At 37.8% G+C, this 15,726-nt stretch carries 14 protein-coding genes; 12 read left to right on the forward strand and 2 right to left on the reverse strand.

What is annotated here, in order from left to right:
- Positions 1-76: 76 nt before the first annotated feature.
- The 10 genes from P3T75_RS06790 to P3T75_RS06835 all read left to right on the forward strand — a co-directional run bounded on the left by P3T75_RS06790 (position 77) and on the right by P3T75_RS06835 (position 11,143).
- The gene (locus tag P3T75_RS06790; protein WP_282462538.1) at positions 77-1,357 is read left to right on the forward strand and encodes a dihydroorotase; all 1,281 of its coding nucleotides are present in this window, start codon (positions 77-79) and stop codon (positions 1,355-1,357) included.
- 2 nt (positions 1,358-1,359) lie between these two features.
- Positions 1,360-2,457 carry a carbamoyl phosphate synthase small subunit gene (locus P3T75_RS06795; protein WP_206902807.1) on the forward strand — a complete coding sequence of 366 codons (1,098 nt, stop codon included), beginning with the start codon at positions 1,360-1,362 and terminating at the stop codon, positions 2,455-2,457.
- Positions 2,435-5,617: a carbamoyl-phosphate synthase large subunit gene (gene carB / locus P3T75_RS06800; protein ID WP_282462539.1), complete on the forward strand. Its 3,183-nt coding sequence runs from the start codon at positions 2,435-2,437 to the stop codon at positions 5,615-5,617. Before P3T75_RS06795 ends, carB begins: the two co-directional genes overlap by 23 nt.
- A 128-nt stretch (positions 5,618-5,745) precedes the next feature.
- Entirely contained in the window at positions 5,746-6,522 is a 777-nt protein-coding gene (locus P3T75_RS06805; protein WP_282462540.1) for a dihydroorotate dehydrogenase electron transfer subunit, read from the forward strand.
- Positions 6,519-7,445: a dihydroorotate dehydrogenase gene (locus P3T75_RS06810; RefSeq protein WP_206902810.1), complete on the forward strand. Its 927-nt coding sequence runs from the start codon at positions 6,519-6,521 to the stop codon at positions 7,443-7,445. Before P3T75_RS06805 ends, P3T75_RS06810 begins: the two co-directional genes overlap by 4 nt.
- Positions 7,446-7,448: 3 nt before the next feature.
- The gene (gene pyrF / locus P3T75_RS06815) at positions 7,449-8,171 is read left to right on the forward strand and encodes an orotidine-5'-phosphate decarboxylase (protein WP_206902811.1); all 723 of its coding nucleotides are present in this window, start codon (positions 7,449-7,451) and stop codon (positions 8,169-8,171) included.
- On the forward strand, positions 8,164-8,799 hold the full coding sequence (gene pyrE / locus P3T75_RS06820; RefSeq protein WP_206902882.1) for an orotate phosphoribosyltransferase: 636 nt from the start codon (positions 8,164-8,166) through the stop codon (positions 8,797-8,799). The genes pyrF and pyrE overlap by 8 nt, the downstream gene beginning before the upstream one ends.
- 275 nt (positions 8,800-9,074) lie before the next feature.
- On the forward strand, positions 9,075-9,617 hold the full coding sequence (locus P3T75_RS06825) for a sigma-70 family RNA polymerase sigma factor (RefSeq protein ID WP_282462541.1): 543 nt from the start codon (positions 9,075-9,077) through the stop codon (positions 9,615-9,617).
- Entirely contained in the window at positions 9,614-10,429 is an 816-nt protein-coding gene (locus P3T75_RS06830) for a PH domain-containing protein (protein WP_206902813.1), read from the forward strand. Before P3T75_RS06825 ends, P3T75_RS06830 begins: the two co-directional genes overlap by 4 nt.
- A gap of 18 nt (positions 10,430-10,447) precedes the next feature.
- Positions 10,448-11,143 (forward strand): carbonic anhydrase family protein, encoded by a 696-nt coding sequence (locus tag P3T75_RS06835; protein ID WP_282462542.1) that lies wholly within the window; start codon positions 10,448-10,450, stop codon positions 11,141-11,143.
- Between the two features lie 49 nt (positions 11,144-11,192).
- Here the strand turns inward: P3T75_RS06835 and efbA are convergent, their stop codons facing one another.
- Together efbA and P3T75_RS06845 are read right to left on the reverse strand one after the other, a co-directional pair.
- The gene (gene efbA / locus P3T75_RS06840; protein WP_282462543.1) at positions 11,193-12,893 is read right to left on the reverse strand and encodes a fibronectin-binding protein EfbA; all 1,701 of its coding nucleotides are present in this window, start codon (positions 12,891-12,893) and stop codon (positions 11,193-11,195) included.
- Between the two features lie 108 nt (positions 12,894-13,001).
- Positions 13,002-13,400 (reverse strand): DUF1622 domain-containing protein, encoded by a 399-nt coding sequence (locus P3T75_RS06845; RefSeq protein WP_206902815.1) that lies wholly within the window; start codon positions 13,398-13,400, stop codon positions 13,002-13,004.
- Between the two features lie 366 nt (positions 13,401-13,766).
- On the opposite strand from P3T75_RS06845, the gene P3T75_RS06850 reads away from it, so the two are divergent.
- The gene (locus P3T75_RS06850) at positions 13,767-14,342 is read left to right on the forward strand and encodes a hypothetical protein (RefSeq protein WP_282462544.1); all 576 of its coding nucleotides are present in this window, start codon (positions 13,767-13,769) and stop codon (positions 14,340-14,342) included.
- Positions 14,343-14,687: 345 nt separating this feature from the next.
- Positions 14,688-15,722: a tryptophan ABC transporter substrate-binding protein gene (gene trpX, locus P3T75_RS06855; RefSeq protein ID WP_282462578.1), complete on the forward strand. Its 1,035-nt coding sequence runs from the start codon at positions 14,688-14,690 to the stop codon at positions 15,720-15,722.
- The last annotated feature ends 4 nt before the right edge of the window (positions 15,723-15,726 follow it).

The following is a 15,726-nucleotide window of genomic DNA, read 5'->3' on the forward strand; positions in this document are numbered from 1 at the left end:
GAGATGTGCTGACAAATTAGCCATCTCCTTTCCAGTAAATAAAGCAATTTTTTCAACAAATTTTAGGAGGATGATTATGAAAACACTCATTAAAAACGGTAAAATCAATACTTATGATAACAACCTAACGACAGCAGAAATTTGGATTGAAGATGGCGTAATTAAAGCTATCGGCACAAATTTTGACCCGACCTTTTTTGATGAAGTGTTTGATGCAGCTGGTCAGTTGATCACACCAGGCCTTGTAGATGTTCACGTTCATTTAAGAGAACCAGGTTTTGAGTACAAGGAAACAATTAAAACTGGCAGCCAGGCAGCCGCTCGTGGCGGTTTTACTACGGTATGTGCCATGCCTAATTTAAATCCAGTTCCAGATACTGTTGAAAAATTTCAAAAAGTTCAAGCAATTATAAAAAAAGATGCCGTCGTGAAGGTGTTGCAATATGCACCAATTACTGAAGAATTGCGCAGTGAGGTCTTAACAGATCAAAAAGCGTTAAAAAAAGCTGGTGCTTTTGCCTTTACCAATGATGGTGTAGGGGTTCAAACAGCAGGAACGATGTATTTAGCAATGAAAGAAGCTGCTGCCAATAATATGGCTTTGGTTGCCCATACAGAAGACGAGTCACTGCTGTTTGCAGGTGTTATGCATGCTGGAAAAAAAGCAGCAGAACTTAATTTGCCAGGAATTTTAAGTGCAACAGAAAGTTCTCAAATTGCCAGAGATCTAATTTTAGCCGAAGAAACCGGCTGCCATTACCACGTTTGTCATGTTTCAACTAAAGAAAGCGTGAGAATTATCCGAGATGCAAAAAAAGCTGGTGTTCATGTAACAGCAGAAGTATCACCTCACCATCTCATTTTGTCTGAAGAAGAAATTCCCAATGATTTTGGCTACTGGAAAATGAATCCACCATTGCGAGGAGCAGATGATCGCAAGGCGTTAATTGAAGGCCTATTAGACGGTACAATCGACTGTATTGCAACGGATCATGCTCCCCATGGGTTTGAAGAAAAAAATCAAAGTTTCTTAAAAGCGCCTTTTGGCATTGTTGGCTCTGAATATGCTTTTCAGCTAATTTACACTCATTTTGTTAAGACCGGCATTTTCACTTTAGCACAAGTTATTGATTGGATGGCGACAAAACCAGCAGCAATTTTTGGCTTAAACGCAGGACGTTTACAAATTGGTCAGCCAGCTGATCTAGCAGTTTTTGCCATCGAAACAGAATATGAAATCGACTCAGAAAAATTCTTATCAAAATCAGTTAATACACCATTTGATCACAAAAAAGTTTATGGCGATACGCTTTTAACCTTTGTTGATGGTCAAAAAGTTTGGCAAAAAGGGGAGTAAATATGAAACGTTGGTTAATCTTAGAAGACGGCACCTACTTTGAAGGGGAAGGTTTTGGCGCTAGCAATAACGTATTTGGCGAAATTGTTTTTACAACCAGTATGACCGGTTATCAAGAAACCATCACCGACCAAAGTTTTAATGGACAGATTATTACGTTCACTTATCCAATGGTAGGAAATTATGGGATTAACCGAGATGACTACGAGTCAATTGCCCCTACTTGTAAAGCGGTCGTTGTTAAAGAACATGCCAGACTTGCTAGTAATTGGCGCAACCAAATGACACTAGACGAATTTTTAAAGCGCAAAGAAATTCCTGGCATCGCTGGGATTGATACGCGAGCTCTAACCAGAAAAATTAGAGAGCACGGCACTATGAAAGCTAGTATTGTAGCAGAAGAAGATTTCACCCATGCCTATGATCAATTAAAAGCAGCAGTGCTACCAACCAATCAAGTGGCTCAAGTTTCCACAGCTAAACCATACCCAAGTCCAGGAATTGGCCACAATGTCGTTGTGATTGACTTCGGATTAAAACACAGTATTTTACGTGAGCTATCAAAAAGACAGTGTAATCTAACTGTTTTACCTTACGATACGAAGGCTGCCACAATCTTAGAGTTATGTCCCGATGGTGTTATGTTGACCAATGGACCAGGAGATCCTAAAGATGTACCAGAAGCGATTAAAATGATTCAAGAAATTCAAGGAAAAGTGCCGATTTTTGGAATTTGTTTAGGCCATCAATTATTTGCACTAGCAAATGGTGCGGATACATTTAAAATGAAATTCGGCCATCGTGGCTTAAATCATCCGGTGCGTGAAATCGCAACAGGACGGATTGATTTTACTTCGCAAAACCACGGCTATGCTGTAGATGCCAACTCCATTGACAACAAACGTTTAATGGTCACCCACATTGAGGTTAATGATGGAACGATTGAAGGGGTGCGCCACAAAGATTATCCTGCCTTTACAGTTCAGTTTCACCCAGATGCAGCCCCAGGTCCTCATGACGCTTTGCACTTGTTTGATGAGTTTATTGAAATGATGGATGCAGGAAAGGAGCAAAAAGATGCCAAAGCGTACGGATATTAAAAAAATTATGGTGATTGGCTCTGGCCCGATTATTATTGGCCAGGCAGCTGAATTTGATTATGCCGGCACACAAGCGTGTTTGGCATTAAAAGAAGAAGGCTATGAAGTTGTTTTGGTCAATTCAAATCCGGCCACAATTATGACTGACAAAGAAATTGCCGACAAAGTATATATCGAACCGATTACTTTTGAATTTGTTTCCCGCATTTTACGAAAAGAAAATCCAGATGCGCTTTTGCCAACTTTAGGTGGGCAAACGGGTTTAAATATGGCCATGGAGTTAGCTGCTTCAGGTATTTTAGCCGAGTTAAACATTGAACTTTTAGGTACAAAGCTTGCCGCGATTGATCAAGCCGAAGACCGTGATTTATTCAAACAGCTAATGGAAGAACTAAATCAACCCATTCCTGAATCTGCCATTATTAATACGGTTGATGAAGCAGTTACTTTTGCTGATGAAATTGGTTATCCTGTTATCGTTCGTCCTGCCTTTACGCTAGGTGGTACAGGTGGTGGTATGTGTGATAATGAAGAGGAATTGCGTTTGATCGCAGAAAATGGCTTGAAATTATCGCCAGCTACGCAATGTTTAATTGAAAAAAGTATTGCCGGCTTCAAAGAAATCGAGTATGAAGTTATGCGAGATTCAGCTGATAATGCGATTGTCGTATGTAATATGGAAAACTTTGATCCTGTCGGTATTCACACCGGCGACTCCATTGTTTTTGCCCCTAGTCAAACGTTATCAGATAGCGAATATCAGCTGCTGCGAGACGCCTCACTTTCAATTATCCGTGCTTTAAAGATTGAAGGCGGCTGTAATGTCCAACTAGCACTAGATCCCCATAGTTTTAATTACTATGTTATTGAAGTAAACCCACGGGTATCGCGTTCTTCAGCTTTAGCAAGTAAAGCTACCGGTTACCCGATTGCTAAATTGGCGGCTAAAATTGCGGTTGGTTTAACTTTAGATGAGATGAAAAATCCAGTAACGGAGACAACTTACGCTGAATTTGAGCCGGCATTAGATTATGTCGTTTGTAAAATTCCCCGCTGGCCCTTTGATAAATTTGAAAAAGGTGAGCGCATTTTAGGAACACAAATGAAGGCTACAGGCGAAGTTATGGCCATTGGGCGTAACATTGAAGAATCCTTATTAAAAGCTGTTCGTTCGTTAGAAATCGGGGTCACACACGTTGAATTAGCAGAATTAGCAACATTAAGTGATAATCAGCTGACAGAAAAGATGATAAAAGCTCAGGATGATCGGTTATTTTACGTAACCGAAGCTATCCGGCGTCAATATCCGATTGAAGAAATCGCGGAAATGACGAAAATTGATCTCTTTTTCTTAGATAAATTATTGCACATCGTTGAGTTAGAGACTGCGTTAAAAGCTGCCCCAAATGATTCGACTATTTTGAAAAAAGCCAAGCAAAACGGTTTTACTGATAAAAAGATTGCTGAACTTTGGCACTTGAAAGAAAGTGAAGTACGTAATTTCCGCAAAGAACAAAATCTCAAACCTGTTTATAAAATGGTAGATACTTGTGCGGCTGAATTTCAATCGGAAACACCCTATTTTTATAGTAGCTATGAATTTGAAAATGAAAGTAGCGTCACTAAGAAACCATCTGTTTTAGTTTTAGGTTCAGGTCCTATTCGAATTGGCCAAGGTGTCGAGTTTGATTATGCAACTGTTCACTCGGTTAAGGCAATTCAAGCGGCGGGTTATGAAGCAATTATTATGAATAGTAATCCAGAAACGGTCTCGACTGACTTTTCAGTTTCTGATAAATTATATTTTGAACCGTTAACTTTAGAAGATGTCTTAAATGTGATCGAGTTGGAAAATCCAATTGGGGTAATCGTACAATTTGGCGGACAAACAGCGATTAATTTGGCTGAGCCTCTGCAAGATAATGGTGTCAAAATTTTAGGTACCAGCATTGAAGACTTAGATCGAGCTGAAAATCGTGATTTATTCGAACAGGCCTTAAAGGAGTTGGCGATTCCACAACCTCCAGGTGAAACTGCAACAAATCAAACTGAGGCTGTCGCGATCGCTGAAAAAATCGGCTATCCCGTTCTGGTTAGACCAAGCTATGTTTTAGGTGGTCGCGCGATGGAAATCGTGGAAAATCAAGCTGATCTTGAAGATTATATGAAAAATGCGGTTAAAGCTTCGCCAGAACACCCCGTTTTAGTTGATCGTTATTTGACCGGTAGTGAATGTGAAGTGGATGCGATTTGTGACGGTGAGACAGTTTTAATTCCAGGAATTATGGAACATATTGAACGAGCGGGGGTGCACTCGGGTGATTCAATGGCTGTCTATCCACCGCAATTTTTAAACAGAGAAATTCAAGCTACAATCGCAGCCTATACAGAGAAATTAGCTTTGGGATTAAATTGTGTCGGGATGATGAATATTCAGTTTGTCATTAGTGATAATAAAGTTTATGTCATTGAAGTAAACCCACGGGCTAGTCGAACGGTTCCGTTTCTAAGTAAGGTTACAGGAATCCCAATGGCTCAAATTGCAACTAAAGCTATCTTAGGAGAAAAAATACGCGATCAAGGTTATGAAAATGGGTTATATCAAGAAGATGATTACGTTCATGTTAAAGCACCTGTCTTTTCATTTACAAAGTTACAAAAGGTCGATACTTATTTAGGGCCAGAAATGAAATCAACTGGCGAAGTAATGGGAAGTGACCGTAACTTGGAAAAGGCACTATACAAAGCCTTTGAAGCTTCGGGGTTGAAAGTACCAGAATTTGGTTCTGTTTTATTTACCATCGCAGATGATACAAAAGAAGAAGCCTTAGCTTTGGCTAAGCGCTTTGCAGAAATTGGGTTTAGTTTAATTGCAACAAAAGGAACAGCCCATTATTTTGTAACAGCGGGTTTGCGGGTGAAAGAAATTGCCAAAATTTCTGAAGAAAAAGATGCAAATGTCGTTGAACTAATTCGGAATAATCAAGCTCAACTGGTTATTAACACGATGGATAAAGATCGTCAGAGCGCTTCTGTGGATGGGTTTATTATTCGCCGCGAAGCCGTTGAACATGGGGTACCATTACTAACATCTTTAGATACAGCCGATGCTATTTTAAAAGTAATGGAAGATCGCGCCTTTTCAACTAAAGCAATCTAAACGACAAAACTGTGACAGCAGTTACCTGAAAAAACGCTATTTATTTTCTAATAAGGGGCTGTGACAAGTCTTTTGTCACAGCTTCATTTGCGAGCATAATGTCTATTTTAAATACCAGGGGGAGCAGCATGAGACAAGGGATTTTGACCGTAGTAGCACAACAAGAAATTGCACCTAATATTTTTGAATTGGTTTTACAGGGTGAATTAGTAAAAACGATGGAAAAACCGGGGCAATTTTTGCATGTTTTGGTACCACAAAAAGATTTATTATTACGCCGACCAATTAGTATCAATCAATTTGACAAAAAAAATCTGACCTGTCATTTGATTTGTCGCGTTGAAGGTCAAGGTACAAAAGTTTTCACGCAGTTAGTACCAGGAGATGCGCTTGATTGTTTAGGACCTTTAGGCAATGGCTTTGATATTAGTCTGTTACAAGAAGGTGATACAGCGTATATAATTGGGGGCGGAATTGGCGTACCACCATTGTATGAGTTATCACGCCAATTGGTGCAAAAAGGAGTAAACCCAATTCACTTTTTGGGCTTTGCCAAAAAAGAAGTTGTCTATTATGCTGAAAAATTCCAATCCTTGGGAAAAACCCACATTGCAACAGATGATGGTAGCTTGGGTACTAAGGGTAATGTTTCCCATCTTTTAGCAGAGTATACACATGCACAAACTCCTGCTGCGGTGTTTGCTTGCGGCAATAATGGTATGTTAAAAATGGTCGATGAAAAATATCAAAATCATCCCAACGCGCAAATCTCAATGGAAGCACGAATGGCTTGTGGCGTTGGTGCTTGCTATGGCTGTGTTTGCCACGTTAAAGATGAGCCAAATAAAAGTGTTAAAGTTTGTGATGAAGGACCAATTTTTAAAACGGGGGTAATCATATTATGACCAATTTATTACACATCCAATTACCAGGCCTTGAGCTTCAAAATCCAATCATGCCAGCTAGTGGTTGTTTTGGCTTTGGTGATGAGTATGGCAAATTTTATGATTTAAATAAATTAGGTGCCATTATGATTAAAGCAACAACTCCTGAAGCGCGTTTTGGTAATGAGACACCCCGGATTGCCGAAACTCCCAGTGGCATGTTAAATGCTATTGGCTTACAAAATCCTGGCCTAGAAGTTGTGCAATCAGAAATTTTACCCAACTTAAACACACGTTATCCAAATTTAAATATTATTGCCAATGTTGCCGGCTCTTGTGAAGAGGATTATGTAGCGGTTTGCAAGGAAATTGGCAACGCGGAAAATGTAAAAGCAATCGAGCTGAATATTTCATGTCCAAATGTCAAACACGGTGGAATTGCTTTTGGAACAGATCCCAAAGTAGCCGCTAGTCTAACAGAAGCGGTAAAAAAGGTGGCCAAAGTGCCTGTTTATGTTAAATTATCTCCCAACGTAACCGACATTGTTCCCATTGCAAGGGCAATTGAAGCAGCCGGTGCTGATGGCTTTACTATGATTAATACCTTACTGGGAATGCGAATTGATTTAAAAACACGTAAACCACTTTTAGCAAACCAAACCGGTGGATTGTCTGGTGCTGCTATTAAGCCTGTCGCAATTCGTTTAATTCATCAAGTCTTTCATGCAACCAATATTCCGATTATCGGAATGGGTGGTGTACAAACAGTAGATGATGTACTGGAAATGATGATGGCTGGTGCTAGTGCTGTCGCAGTTGGAACAGCTAATTTTACTGACCCTTATGTTTGTCCTAAATTAATTGATGCACTCCCTAAAAGAATGGCTGAACTAGGTATTAACAGTTTAGGTGAATTAATCCAACAAGTAAGAGAGGAAAAATAAAAAATGAATGAACGTCCAATTATTGCCCTAGATTTTTCAAGTCGGGGAGAAGTTGAATTATTTTTCAAAAAATTCCCAAAAAAAGAACCATTATTTGTTAAAATCGGTATGGAGTTGTTTTACCACGAAGGACCTGAAACAGTTCGTTGGTTAAAAAGAAACGGACATGACGTCTTCTTAGATTTGAAACTCCACGATATTCCCAATACAGTTGAAAAAGCTATGCGCGGATTAGCCGGCCTTGGTGTTGATATTACTTGCGTTCACGCAGCTGGTGGTGTCAAAATGATGGCTGCTGCGATGCGTGGTTTAGAAGAAGGCACCCCCATGGGGAAAAAGCGTCCGAAGCTTTTAGCAATCACACAGCTGACTTCAACGACAGAACAAGAAATGCACGCAGATCAATTAATTGAAGTGCCTTTAGCTCAGAGTGTCATTCATTATGCGCAATGCGCAAAAAAAGCTGGTCTTGATGGTGTTGTTTCTTCTGCGCTAGAAGTTTCTGAAATAAAAGGCGCCACAAGTGACGACTTTATCTGCTTAACGCCAGGTATTCGTCCTACTGGTAGTGAGGTAGGGGATCAAAAACGTGTGGTGACACCTGGCAATGCACGAAAAATCGGATCGAATTATATTGTTGTTGGTCGTCCAATCACCCTGGCTGAAGATCCTTATAAAGCATATACCCAAATTAAAAATGAATGGAATGGTATTGAAAATGACTAGTTTAGAAACCACAATTGCAAAAGATTTGTTAGAAGTAGAAGCTGTATTTTTGAGTCCAAATGAGCCCTTTACATGGGCTAGCGGCATTAAAAGTCCAATTTATTGCGATAATCGTATTACGATTAGTTATCCTAAAGTGCGTAAACAAATCGCCCAAGGTTTAGCCGATAAAATTAAAGCGCAGTTTCCTGATGTGCAAGTAATTGCTGGTGCAGCTACAGGTGGCGTACCACATGCCGCTTGGGTAGCAGATATTTTAGACTTACCAATGGTTTATATCCGTGCCAAGGCTAAAGACCATGGTAAAGGAAAACAAATTGAAGGTCGCATTGAAAAAGGTCAAAAAATGGTAATCATTGAAGATTTAATCTCAACAGGAGGCAGTGTCTTGGGCACTTGTGAGGCAGCTGAAAAAGAGGGTGCCGATGTCTTAGGTGTTGCTGCAATCTTTACTTATGAATTGCCAAAAGGAAAGGAAAACTTTGCGGCAGCGAATGTCCCATTGGTTACGTTAACTAATTATTCAACTTTAATTGAAGTGGCATTGGCTAGTAATTACATCAGCGAAGCAGACCTTAAATTATTAAAAGCTTGGAAAGAAGATCCAGAAAATTGGTTAGCCAAGTAAAATGAAAAAGTTGTGATTCTGGCAAAAGCGAGGATCACAACTTTTTCATTTATTGCATATAAATGATATGCAATCGTGAAGGTTAATAATAAAATCACTCTTTCAAAGTTGTAAACTACAAGGTTGAATTAGACAAAATCTGAAGCTAAAACCGATGAAAGTAGTGGATAAAAATCACTTTATTTTTCTTTGACAGAAAGATTACATAATATTGGCACATCGTGATAGAAATGCGTCATGTTTTTCGTATATTAAGTAAATAAAGGAGGGATAAGATGGGGGACAATGAAATCATAACCTTAATTAGAAATCATGATTTTACAGGTTTGGAAAAAATGATTGAAATCTATGGTGAAACCATTATTAAAACAATCCGGGGTGTTTTGTCAGACAACTCTGAGCGTAATCTTTGGTCAGATTGTGAAAATGAGGTTTTTTATACATTATGGAAAAAAATCCCCAACTATGTTGCGGATAAAAGTAGCCTAGCAACCTTTATCATGGTTATAACCCGCAATAAGGCAATTGACTTTAAACGTAAACAACAGTTACAAAACAGGCGACAAACAGACCTCAAGACTGAAAATGTTGCTAGTAATTATCAACAAACTGATAGTCCCTTAGCAAAAGAACAATTTTTAGAATTATTGGATGTTTTAAATGAACAAGATCAGTTGATTTTTTTGCATTATTACTTTTATCAAACAGCACCCATAGAGATAGCCCAGCTTTTAGAAATAAAGACAAGTGCAGTATATAATCATCTATCGCGGGGGAAAATACTGTTGCAAAATGCGTTAAAGGGGGAATTAGCATGAGCTTTAAAGAGATTATTTTTGCAGAAAATGCCAAGTTGCAACCGGGATATTTAAGCACTAGTGCTAAAAAAGATTTATTCAAGCGCAGTAAATATTATATTTTATTTCAAGAGGTCAAAGAAAAATTGCAACCAAATTTAGCTGTCAGCGAAGAAATTATGGGCTATTTGCCTATGACCGTAGAAGGAAATTCTGGTTTTATGAATGCTGGTCCCATGGCAATGGGCTATGCCCGAACTTCACAAGCCAAACAATATGTGAAAACGTTTAATGATACACGGGGCAACCGCCTCCTAATTTTTACCAATACGCGCATGATTTTCCTTACCCTCTTAGATTTTTTTGAAACAGGGGGGTTCTCTAGTTTTCCTTATGACAAAATAAAAGGAATCACAACCAAAAAATGGAGTATGCGCTATTGGGATGAAAAGCGCAAACGACAAACAATAAATTGGTTTTTTCTTGATTTTGCTGCAGACACAAAAATTTTTAATGAAGTTTTGACTGAAAAAGAAATGATATTATTTAAAGAAAATTGGCAAAGAATTGAAAAAATGCGCGCCATTGCCGAGACAGATAAAGTTTTACGTAATCAAAAAATGGATATGCTCTTTAGCAATTTAAGACTTTGGTTCAACTTATTACAAGGTGCAAATGTCTTACTAATCGTCTTGGCTATTTTCCTTATTTTAGCGGTCTTATTCTTATTAGGGCCGAAAAAGACGTTATTTGGTGGTACAATTTCCCCGATTGCTTGGTTTTTGTATTTGCCACAATTAAAAGGATTTGATATGCTATTTAAAATCTTTTGAAATTTGTGAGGTGGAAAAGTGAAACGAAATTTAGATGTTCCTTGGAGTTATACAGGAGAAAATGGTCCAAAATATTGGCATACCTTGTGTGAGTGGTATAAAGAAGGGGCGCAGTTTCCTTACCAATCACCAATTGCCATTGAAACGATCAAAACTCTAGCAGGAAGTGCAAAACAGCGTCTGACTTTTTCTTATCAAATTGAGAAGTTTACCGAAAAAGAATTTAAAAATACCATTCATTTTGTTCCGTTTGATTGTCAGAGCTATGTTGTCTTTGCAGGGGAAAAGTATGGTTTAACGGATATTCATTATCATTTACCTAGTGAGCATATTTTAGATAACCAACAAGCGCCACTAGAGATACATTTGGTACACATGAGAAAAGATGGGACAAATTTAGTTGTAGGCGTATTGTGTGACATCATACCGGGAATTTTGCCAGAAGGTCCACTAAAAAAAGCGCAACGTTGGGATTTAAAAGAGCATATTGAAATTTTCAATCCCGAGTTGTTTTTACCAAAAGAACAACGCTATTTTCATTATGTTGGTTCTCTGACTACCCCACCGACAAAAGGCCCGATTAACTGGTTTGTCTTTAAAGAGCGACATCAAATATCCCGCGTTTTTTTATCCCAATTTCAAGAAGAAATCTTAAAAGGTAATAATCGACCCTTACAAGATAAAAAAGACCGAAAAATCTATTTTTGTGAATAGAAAATGAACGAAGCCACTACTTGAAAATAAAGGGGCTTCGTTCATTTTTTTATTGTTTTTTTAGTCGAGTAGTAATATCTGCTTCTGGAGTAACGTAATAAGTTTTTTGATTTTCGTAAATGACATACCCGGGTTTTGCGCCATTTGGTTTTTTAATGTATTTGACTTGAACTAGATCGACTGGAACCTGAGCGGAATGACGATATTTAGAAAAGTAGGCAGCTAATTCTGCGGCTTCTAAAATGGTTGCATCAGTCGGCTGGCTGCTTTTGATGATTACATGAGAGCCAGGTATATCTTTGGTATGGAGCCAGTAGTCAGTCTTACGGGCGGTTTTTAAAGTTAGTTGATCATTTTGCAAATTGTTTTTCCCAACTAAAATAGTGGTACCATCACTTGCTGTATATTCGTCAGGTTTAGATTTTGATGCTACTTTTTTACGTTTTGAGTTTTTTTTCAAATAACCTTGTGCAATTAATTCTTCACTAATTAGATCCAAATCCATTGGTCCGGCAATTTCGATTTGAGCGAAAACAGATTCCAAATAGGCAATTTCTGCTTTTGCTTCATCGATTTGTTGATAAATTAATTTCACTGCATTTTTCAATTTTTGATAACGGTGAAAATATTTTTGCGCATTTTGACTAGGGGATAGGGCTGGATTTAACTTAATTTCTAGTGGTCGATCTTCATCGTAGTAATTTGCTAAAACGACTTTTTTTCCACCTTTTGGTACTTCATGCAAAAATGTCGTTAAAAGTTCACCTTTTTGCCGATATTCCTCAGCGTTTTCAGATTCTTTTAGCGTTTGTTGTCGTTTTTTCAACTTGGTCTGATTGCGGGCCAACTCATTTTCTACTTTTTTAAGCAGTTGTCCCCCTTGTTGTTTGACCCGATCGCGTTCAGCTTTATCGCCATAAAAAGCATCTAACAAGATATTGAAATTTGGATATGTCGTAGCACTAACCGTTGTTTTAGCTAAAGATTGAAAAGCAATTGGTGTAAAAAATTCTTTTTTTTGTGTAACAGTTAAAGTAGGGCGTCCAGGATTGAGACTTTCAAAAAATGCACGCCAAGTCAGTACTTTTTTATTTTCATTTTTGTTTAGACGAAAGGCTAGTTCTTGTGCTGTATCAAAACCTAGCCCTTGGAATGTCTGTTGGAGCGCCTTAGCTGTAATTTTGGGTAATTGCGAGAGTGCATCAAAAAGCGTAACGTCTGTAACCGTAAAAGGATTTAGCAGTGCTTGTTTAGGTGGTGCGACATAAATGGCACCAGGTAAAATGGAACGATAAGTATTCTGACTGCTACCAATATGTTTTATCGCATCTAAAATTTTGCCGTTTGCTTCGTTTAACAATAAAATGGTACTGTGGCGACCCATTAATTCCACTACTAAAACAATATTTTGCAAATCCCCCAATTCATCTCGTTTATTGAAGGTAAAATGGATCACGCGATCATTTTCAATCTGCGAAATGCCTGTTAAAATTGCGCCGTCTAAGTATTTTCGTAACATCATAACAAAATTAGGTGGTGTTTCAGGATTTTGATAGGCGATATCGGTTAATTGTACCCGGGCGTAACTCGGGTGCGCAGATAGTAGTAATTTATGGTTTTTTCCTTGGGAGCGAATAACCAAAATAATTTCATTTTGATAAGGTTGGTGAATTTTAGAAATGCGTCCACCAACTAATAAGTCAGTTAATTCATTGGTAATTAAATGGGTAAAAACACCATCAAAAGACATTGTGTAACCTTCTTTCATGACAGAATAACTACATTATAGCAGATAAAAGCCAGATTCTTTGTGATCGAATCTGGCTTTTCATCGTTGTTGAAAATTAAAGGGTGTCATTTATTTATTTTTGTTAAGCTTTTCCATCGTTTCTTCGTTATCCAAAGCATCTTGGATTTCACGGTGCAAGAAATAAGAGATTACCGTTCGAATAACAACGACTGCTGCAAGGCGCAAAATATCAGCTGAAGTAGGATTAATAATTGACTCAATAATATCGGCAGCAATTAATATCTCCAGGCTCAACAAGACATAACTACCCAGAAAGTTACGGATAAAATTATTGTGACGCGCCGCCTCAACATGATTGGCGTGGGAACACTCTGATTTAATGAAATCATAGCCTGCGATAATCACACCCCACACCAATACTAAAATAGATAAAAAATTAAGAAAGACGATAATGATATCAAATAAAGGCATTGCCAGGTGCATAATAGTATGACCAAGATCTTCCACTGGTGGTCCTCCTAAAGTTATTTTAACTCTTGTTCTTATGATAGCGAATATTTAAAGAATTGCCAACTATCTTGACGATTCCAAACAATGATTGCTACTATAAAGATAGCGATAAAACACGTTACAGTCTAAATGCACATTTTACTAAGGTCATAAATGGGAGCTTACATTTCTTACTGTGTTTCTTGTCATGGTAGAAATCCGGCTAGCGTATACTTAATTAGAACTTATAAGCAGTGAATGGATTTCACAAGAAAACGAACAACCCTACTTAAAAAGCTGCTTTTGTGGTGCTATCTGTTATAAAATGCATATATTTCATAAAGATTACTCGATTTTTCTTATTAATTTATTAGGAGCCAGACAATGAAGATCATTCAAAATTTTTTTGTCAGCGTAAAAGCTGGTTTTAAACAAATATGGCAAGATTTTGCCAGTTGGGCCGAAGAAAATCAACGTAAAGCACTTTTAACAGTCTTAGGTCTATTGATTGGTGTCACACTTTTTTCTGCAACTATGGTGGTGGCTGTCGCCCACATTCGACAATCTGAATATGTAGAATTAATTCATCCTACTATTAAAAGTAATAAAATCAAGTCCTTTGACTACGGAAGTGAAGACCAGGAAATAAAGTCGGCTAACGCAATTTCTGTTATGTTTGCACCACCATATGGGCAAGAATTAAACCACGTGTTGAATACGTTAAATGGTGAAAAGAAAGAAGAGTTAAACCGGACTTTTTATTATTATCCTTTAGTGTATGACACACAAAATCTAGCTCAAAAATACAAAGTTAACCCTAGTAAAGTAACCTTTATCTTCTTTGAAAAAGGGGTGGAAAAAAACCGCTTTGAAGTAAGTGAGCTGACAAATTACGACGAAGAATTTATTCCAGAATTAAATCGACTGCCGATGTGGAATATTAAAGACTTGGATGATTGATTTTACTAAATTTTCTGAAAAATTAAAATTAGTATTGACGCTTGAAAAATTCTACGGTATTCTTAACTACAACAAAAACAAAACGAGGTGAGCCATCATGAAACTATTTACTACAACCAAAGGAAATTTATTTGCATGGCAATTTTGGCGTAGATAGTTGTATTGATGGATTTTTCCATAGATACAACTTTTTAGAGAACTCTAAAACTTGTATCTATGCTGGTAATATTGAGATGATTCCGCATAGAGACAATCTCTATGCGGATTTTGTTTACAAAAGCAATTTCCGCGGGTAGAGGAAATTGCTTTTTTTCATCTCAAAACATATCTTAGGAGGAAATAATGATGAAAAACAAAGGGTTAATGTACACAGTGATTGCATTGGGAATTATCTTAGTTGGATTTTTAGGTTTTCAATTACTTCATAATTCAAAGGATAACAAAGAACAAACGGTAAATGATAAAGAAAAAGTCCTTACTGTCGGTGTTTTACAATTTGTGAGCCATCCAGCTTTAGATCAAATTTATGAGGGCGTGAAAGAAGGTTTGAAAGAAGCCGGCTATGAGGAAGGTAAAAATTTGAAAATTAATTTTCAAAATGGCCAAGCTGATCAAAGTAAATTAGATACCATGAGCAAACAGCTAGTTAGTGATCAAGCAGATGTTTTAATTGGGATTGCAACACCTGCCGCACAAGCTTTAGCAAACGCTACAACAACCATTCCTATCGTATTAGGCGCGGTTACTGATCCTAAAGGGGCAGGTTTAGTGGAAAGTAACGAAAAACCAGGGGGAAATATTACCGGCGTTTCTGATCAGCCGCCAGTTGCTTCAATTATTGAATTAGCCCATAAGCTTTTACCAGCAGGCAAAAAAGTAGGTCTTTTGTACTCTTCTTCTGAAATGAATTCAAAATTTCAAACAGGTCAAGCAGAAACGGCTGCTAAAAAACTTGGCTTAACTGTCGAACGTAAAGCTGTAACTTCAACAAATGAAGTCGCACAAGCTGTACAAGTATTGTCACAGTCTGTTGATTTTATCTTTATTCCTAATGACAATACCGTCGCCAACGCCATGGAGACAGTGACGCAAGAAGCTGATAAAAACAATATTCCCGTTTTTCCGTCAGTAGATACGATGGTAGAACAAGGTGGATTAGCGACAATTGGAATTAATCAAAAAGAGTTAGGTGTTAAAACAGGGGAAATGGCAGCGGCAATTCTAGCGGGCAAATCAAAACCACAAGATACAGCCGTGTACACCTTCACTAAAGGTGATACTATTATTAATGAAGAGCAATTGGCAAAATTTAATCTGACTTTACCTGCAGATTTAAAAGATACTGCAAAACTAGTACAAACAGCTAAAGGAGATAACTAATAAA

This window comes from Enterococcus montenegrensis (assembly GCF_029983095.1).
GTDB lineage: Bacteria > Bacillota > Bacilli > Lactobacillales > Enterococcaceae > Enterococcus_C > Enterococcus_C montenegrensis.

What these genes read in the sequence shown, in the direction of transcription:
- P3T75_RS06790 (WP_282462538.1), top strand. Translation starts at nt 77, where the DNA reads ATGAAAACACTCATTAAAAACGGTAAAATCAATACTTATGATAACAAC.
- P3T75_RS06795 (WP_206902807.1), top strand. Translation starts at nt 1,360, where the DNA reads ATGAAACGTTGGTTAATCTTAGAAGACGGCACCTACTTTGAAGGGGAA.
- carB (WP_282462539.1), top strand. Translation starts at nt 2,435, where the DNA reads ATGCCAAAGCGTACGGATATTAAAAAAATTATGGTGATTGGCTCTGGC.
- P3T75_RS06805 (WP_282462540.1), top strand. Translation starts at nt 5,746, where the DNA reads ATGAGACAAGGGATTTTGACCGTAGTAGCACAACAAGAAATTGCACCT.
- P3T75_RS06810 (WP_206902810.1), top strand. Translation starts at nt 6,519, where the DNA reads ATGACCAATTTATTACACATCCAATTACCAGGCCTTGAGCTTCAAAAT.
- pyrF (WP_206902811.1), top strand. Translation starts at nt 7,449, where the DNA reads ATGAATGAACGTCCAATTATTGCCCTAGATTTTTCAAGTCGGGGAGAA.
- pyrE (WP_206902882.1), top strand. Translation starts at nt 8,164, where the DNA reads ATGACTAGTTTAGAAACCACAATTGCAAAAGATTTGTTAGAAGTAGAA.
- P3T75_RS06825 (WP_282462541.1), top strand. Translation starts at nt 9,075, where the DNA reads ATGGGGGACAATGAAATCATAACCTTAATTAGAAATCATGATTTTACA.
- P3T75_RS06830 (WP_206902813.1), top strand. Translation starts at nt 9,614, where the DNA reads ATGAGCTTTAAAGAGATTATTTTTGCAGAAAATGCCAAGTTGCAACCG.
- efbA (WP_282462543.1), bottom strand. Translation starts at nt 12,893, where the DNA reads ATGTCTTTTGATGGTGTTTTTACCCATTTAATTACCAATGAATTAACT.
- P3T75_RS06850 (WP_282462544.1), top strand. Translation starts at nt 13,767, where the DNA reads ATGAAGATCATTCAAAATTTTTTTGTCAGCGTAAAAGCTGGTTTTAAA.
- trpX (WP_282462578.1), top strand. Translation starts at nt 14,688, where the DNA reads ATGAAAAACAAAGGGTTAATGTACACAGTGATTGCATTGGGAATTATC.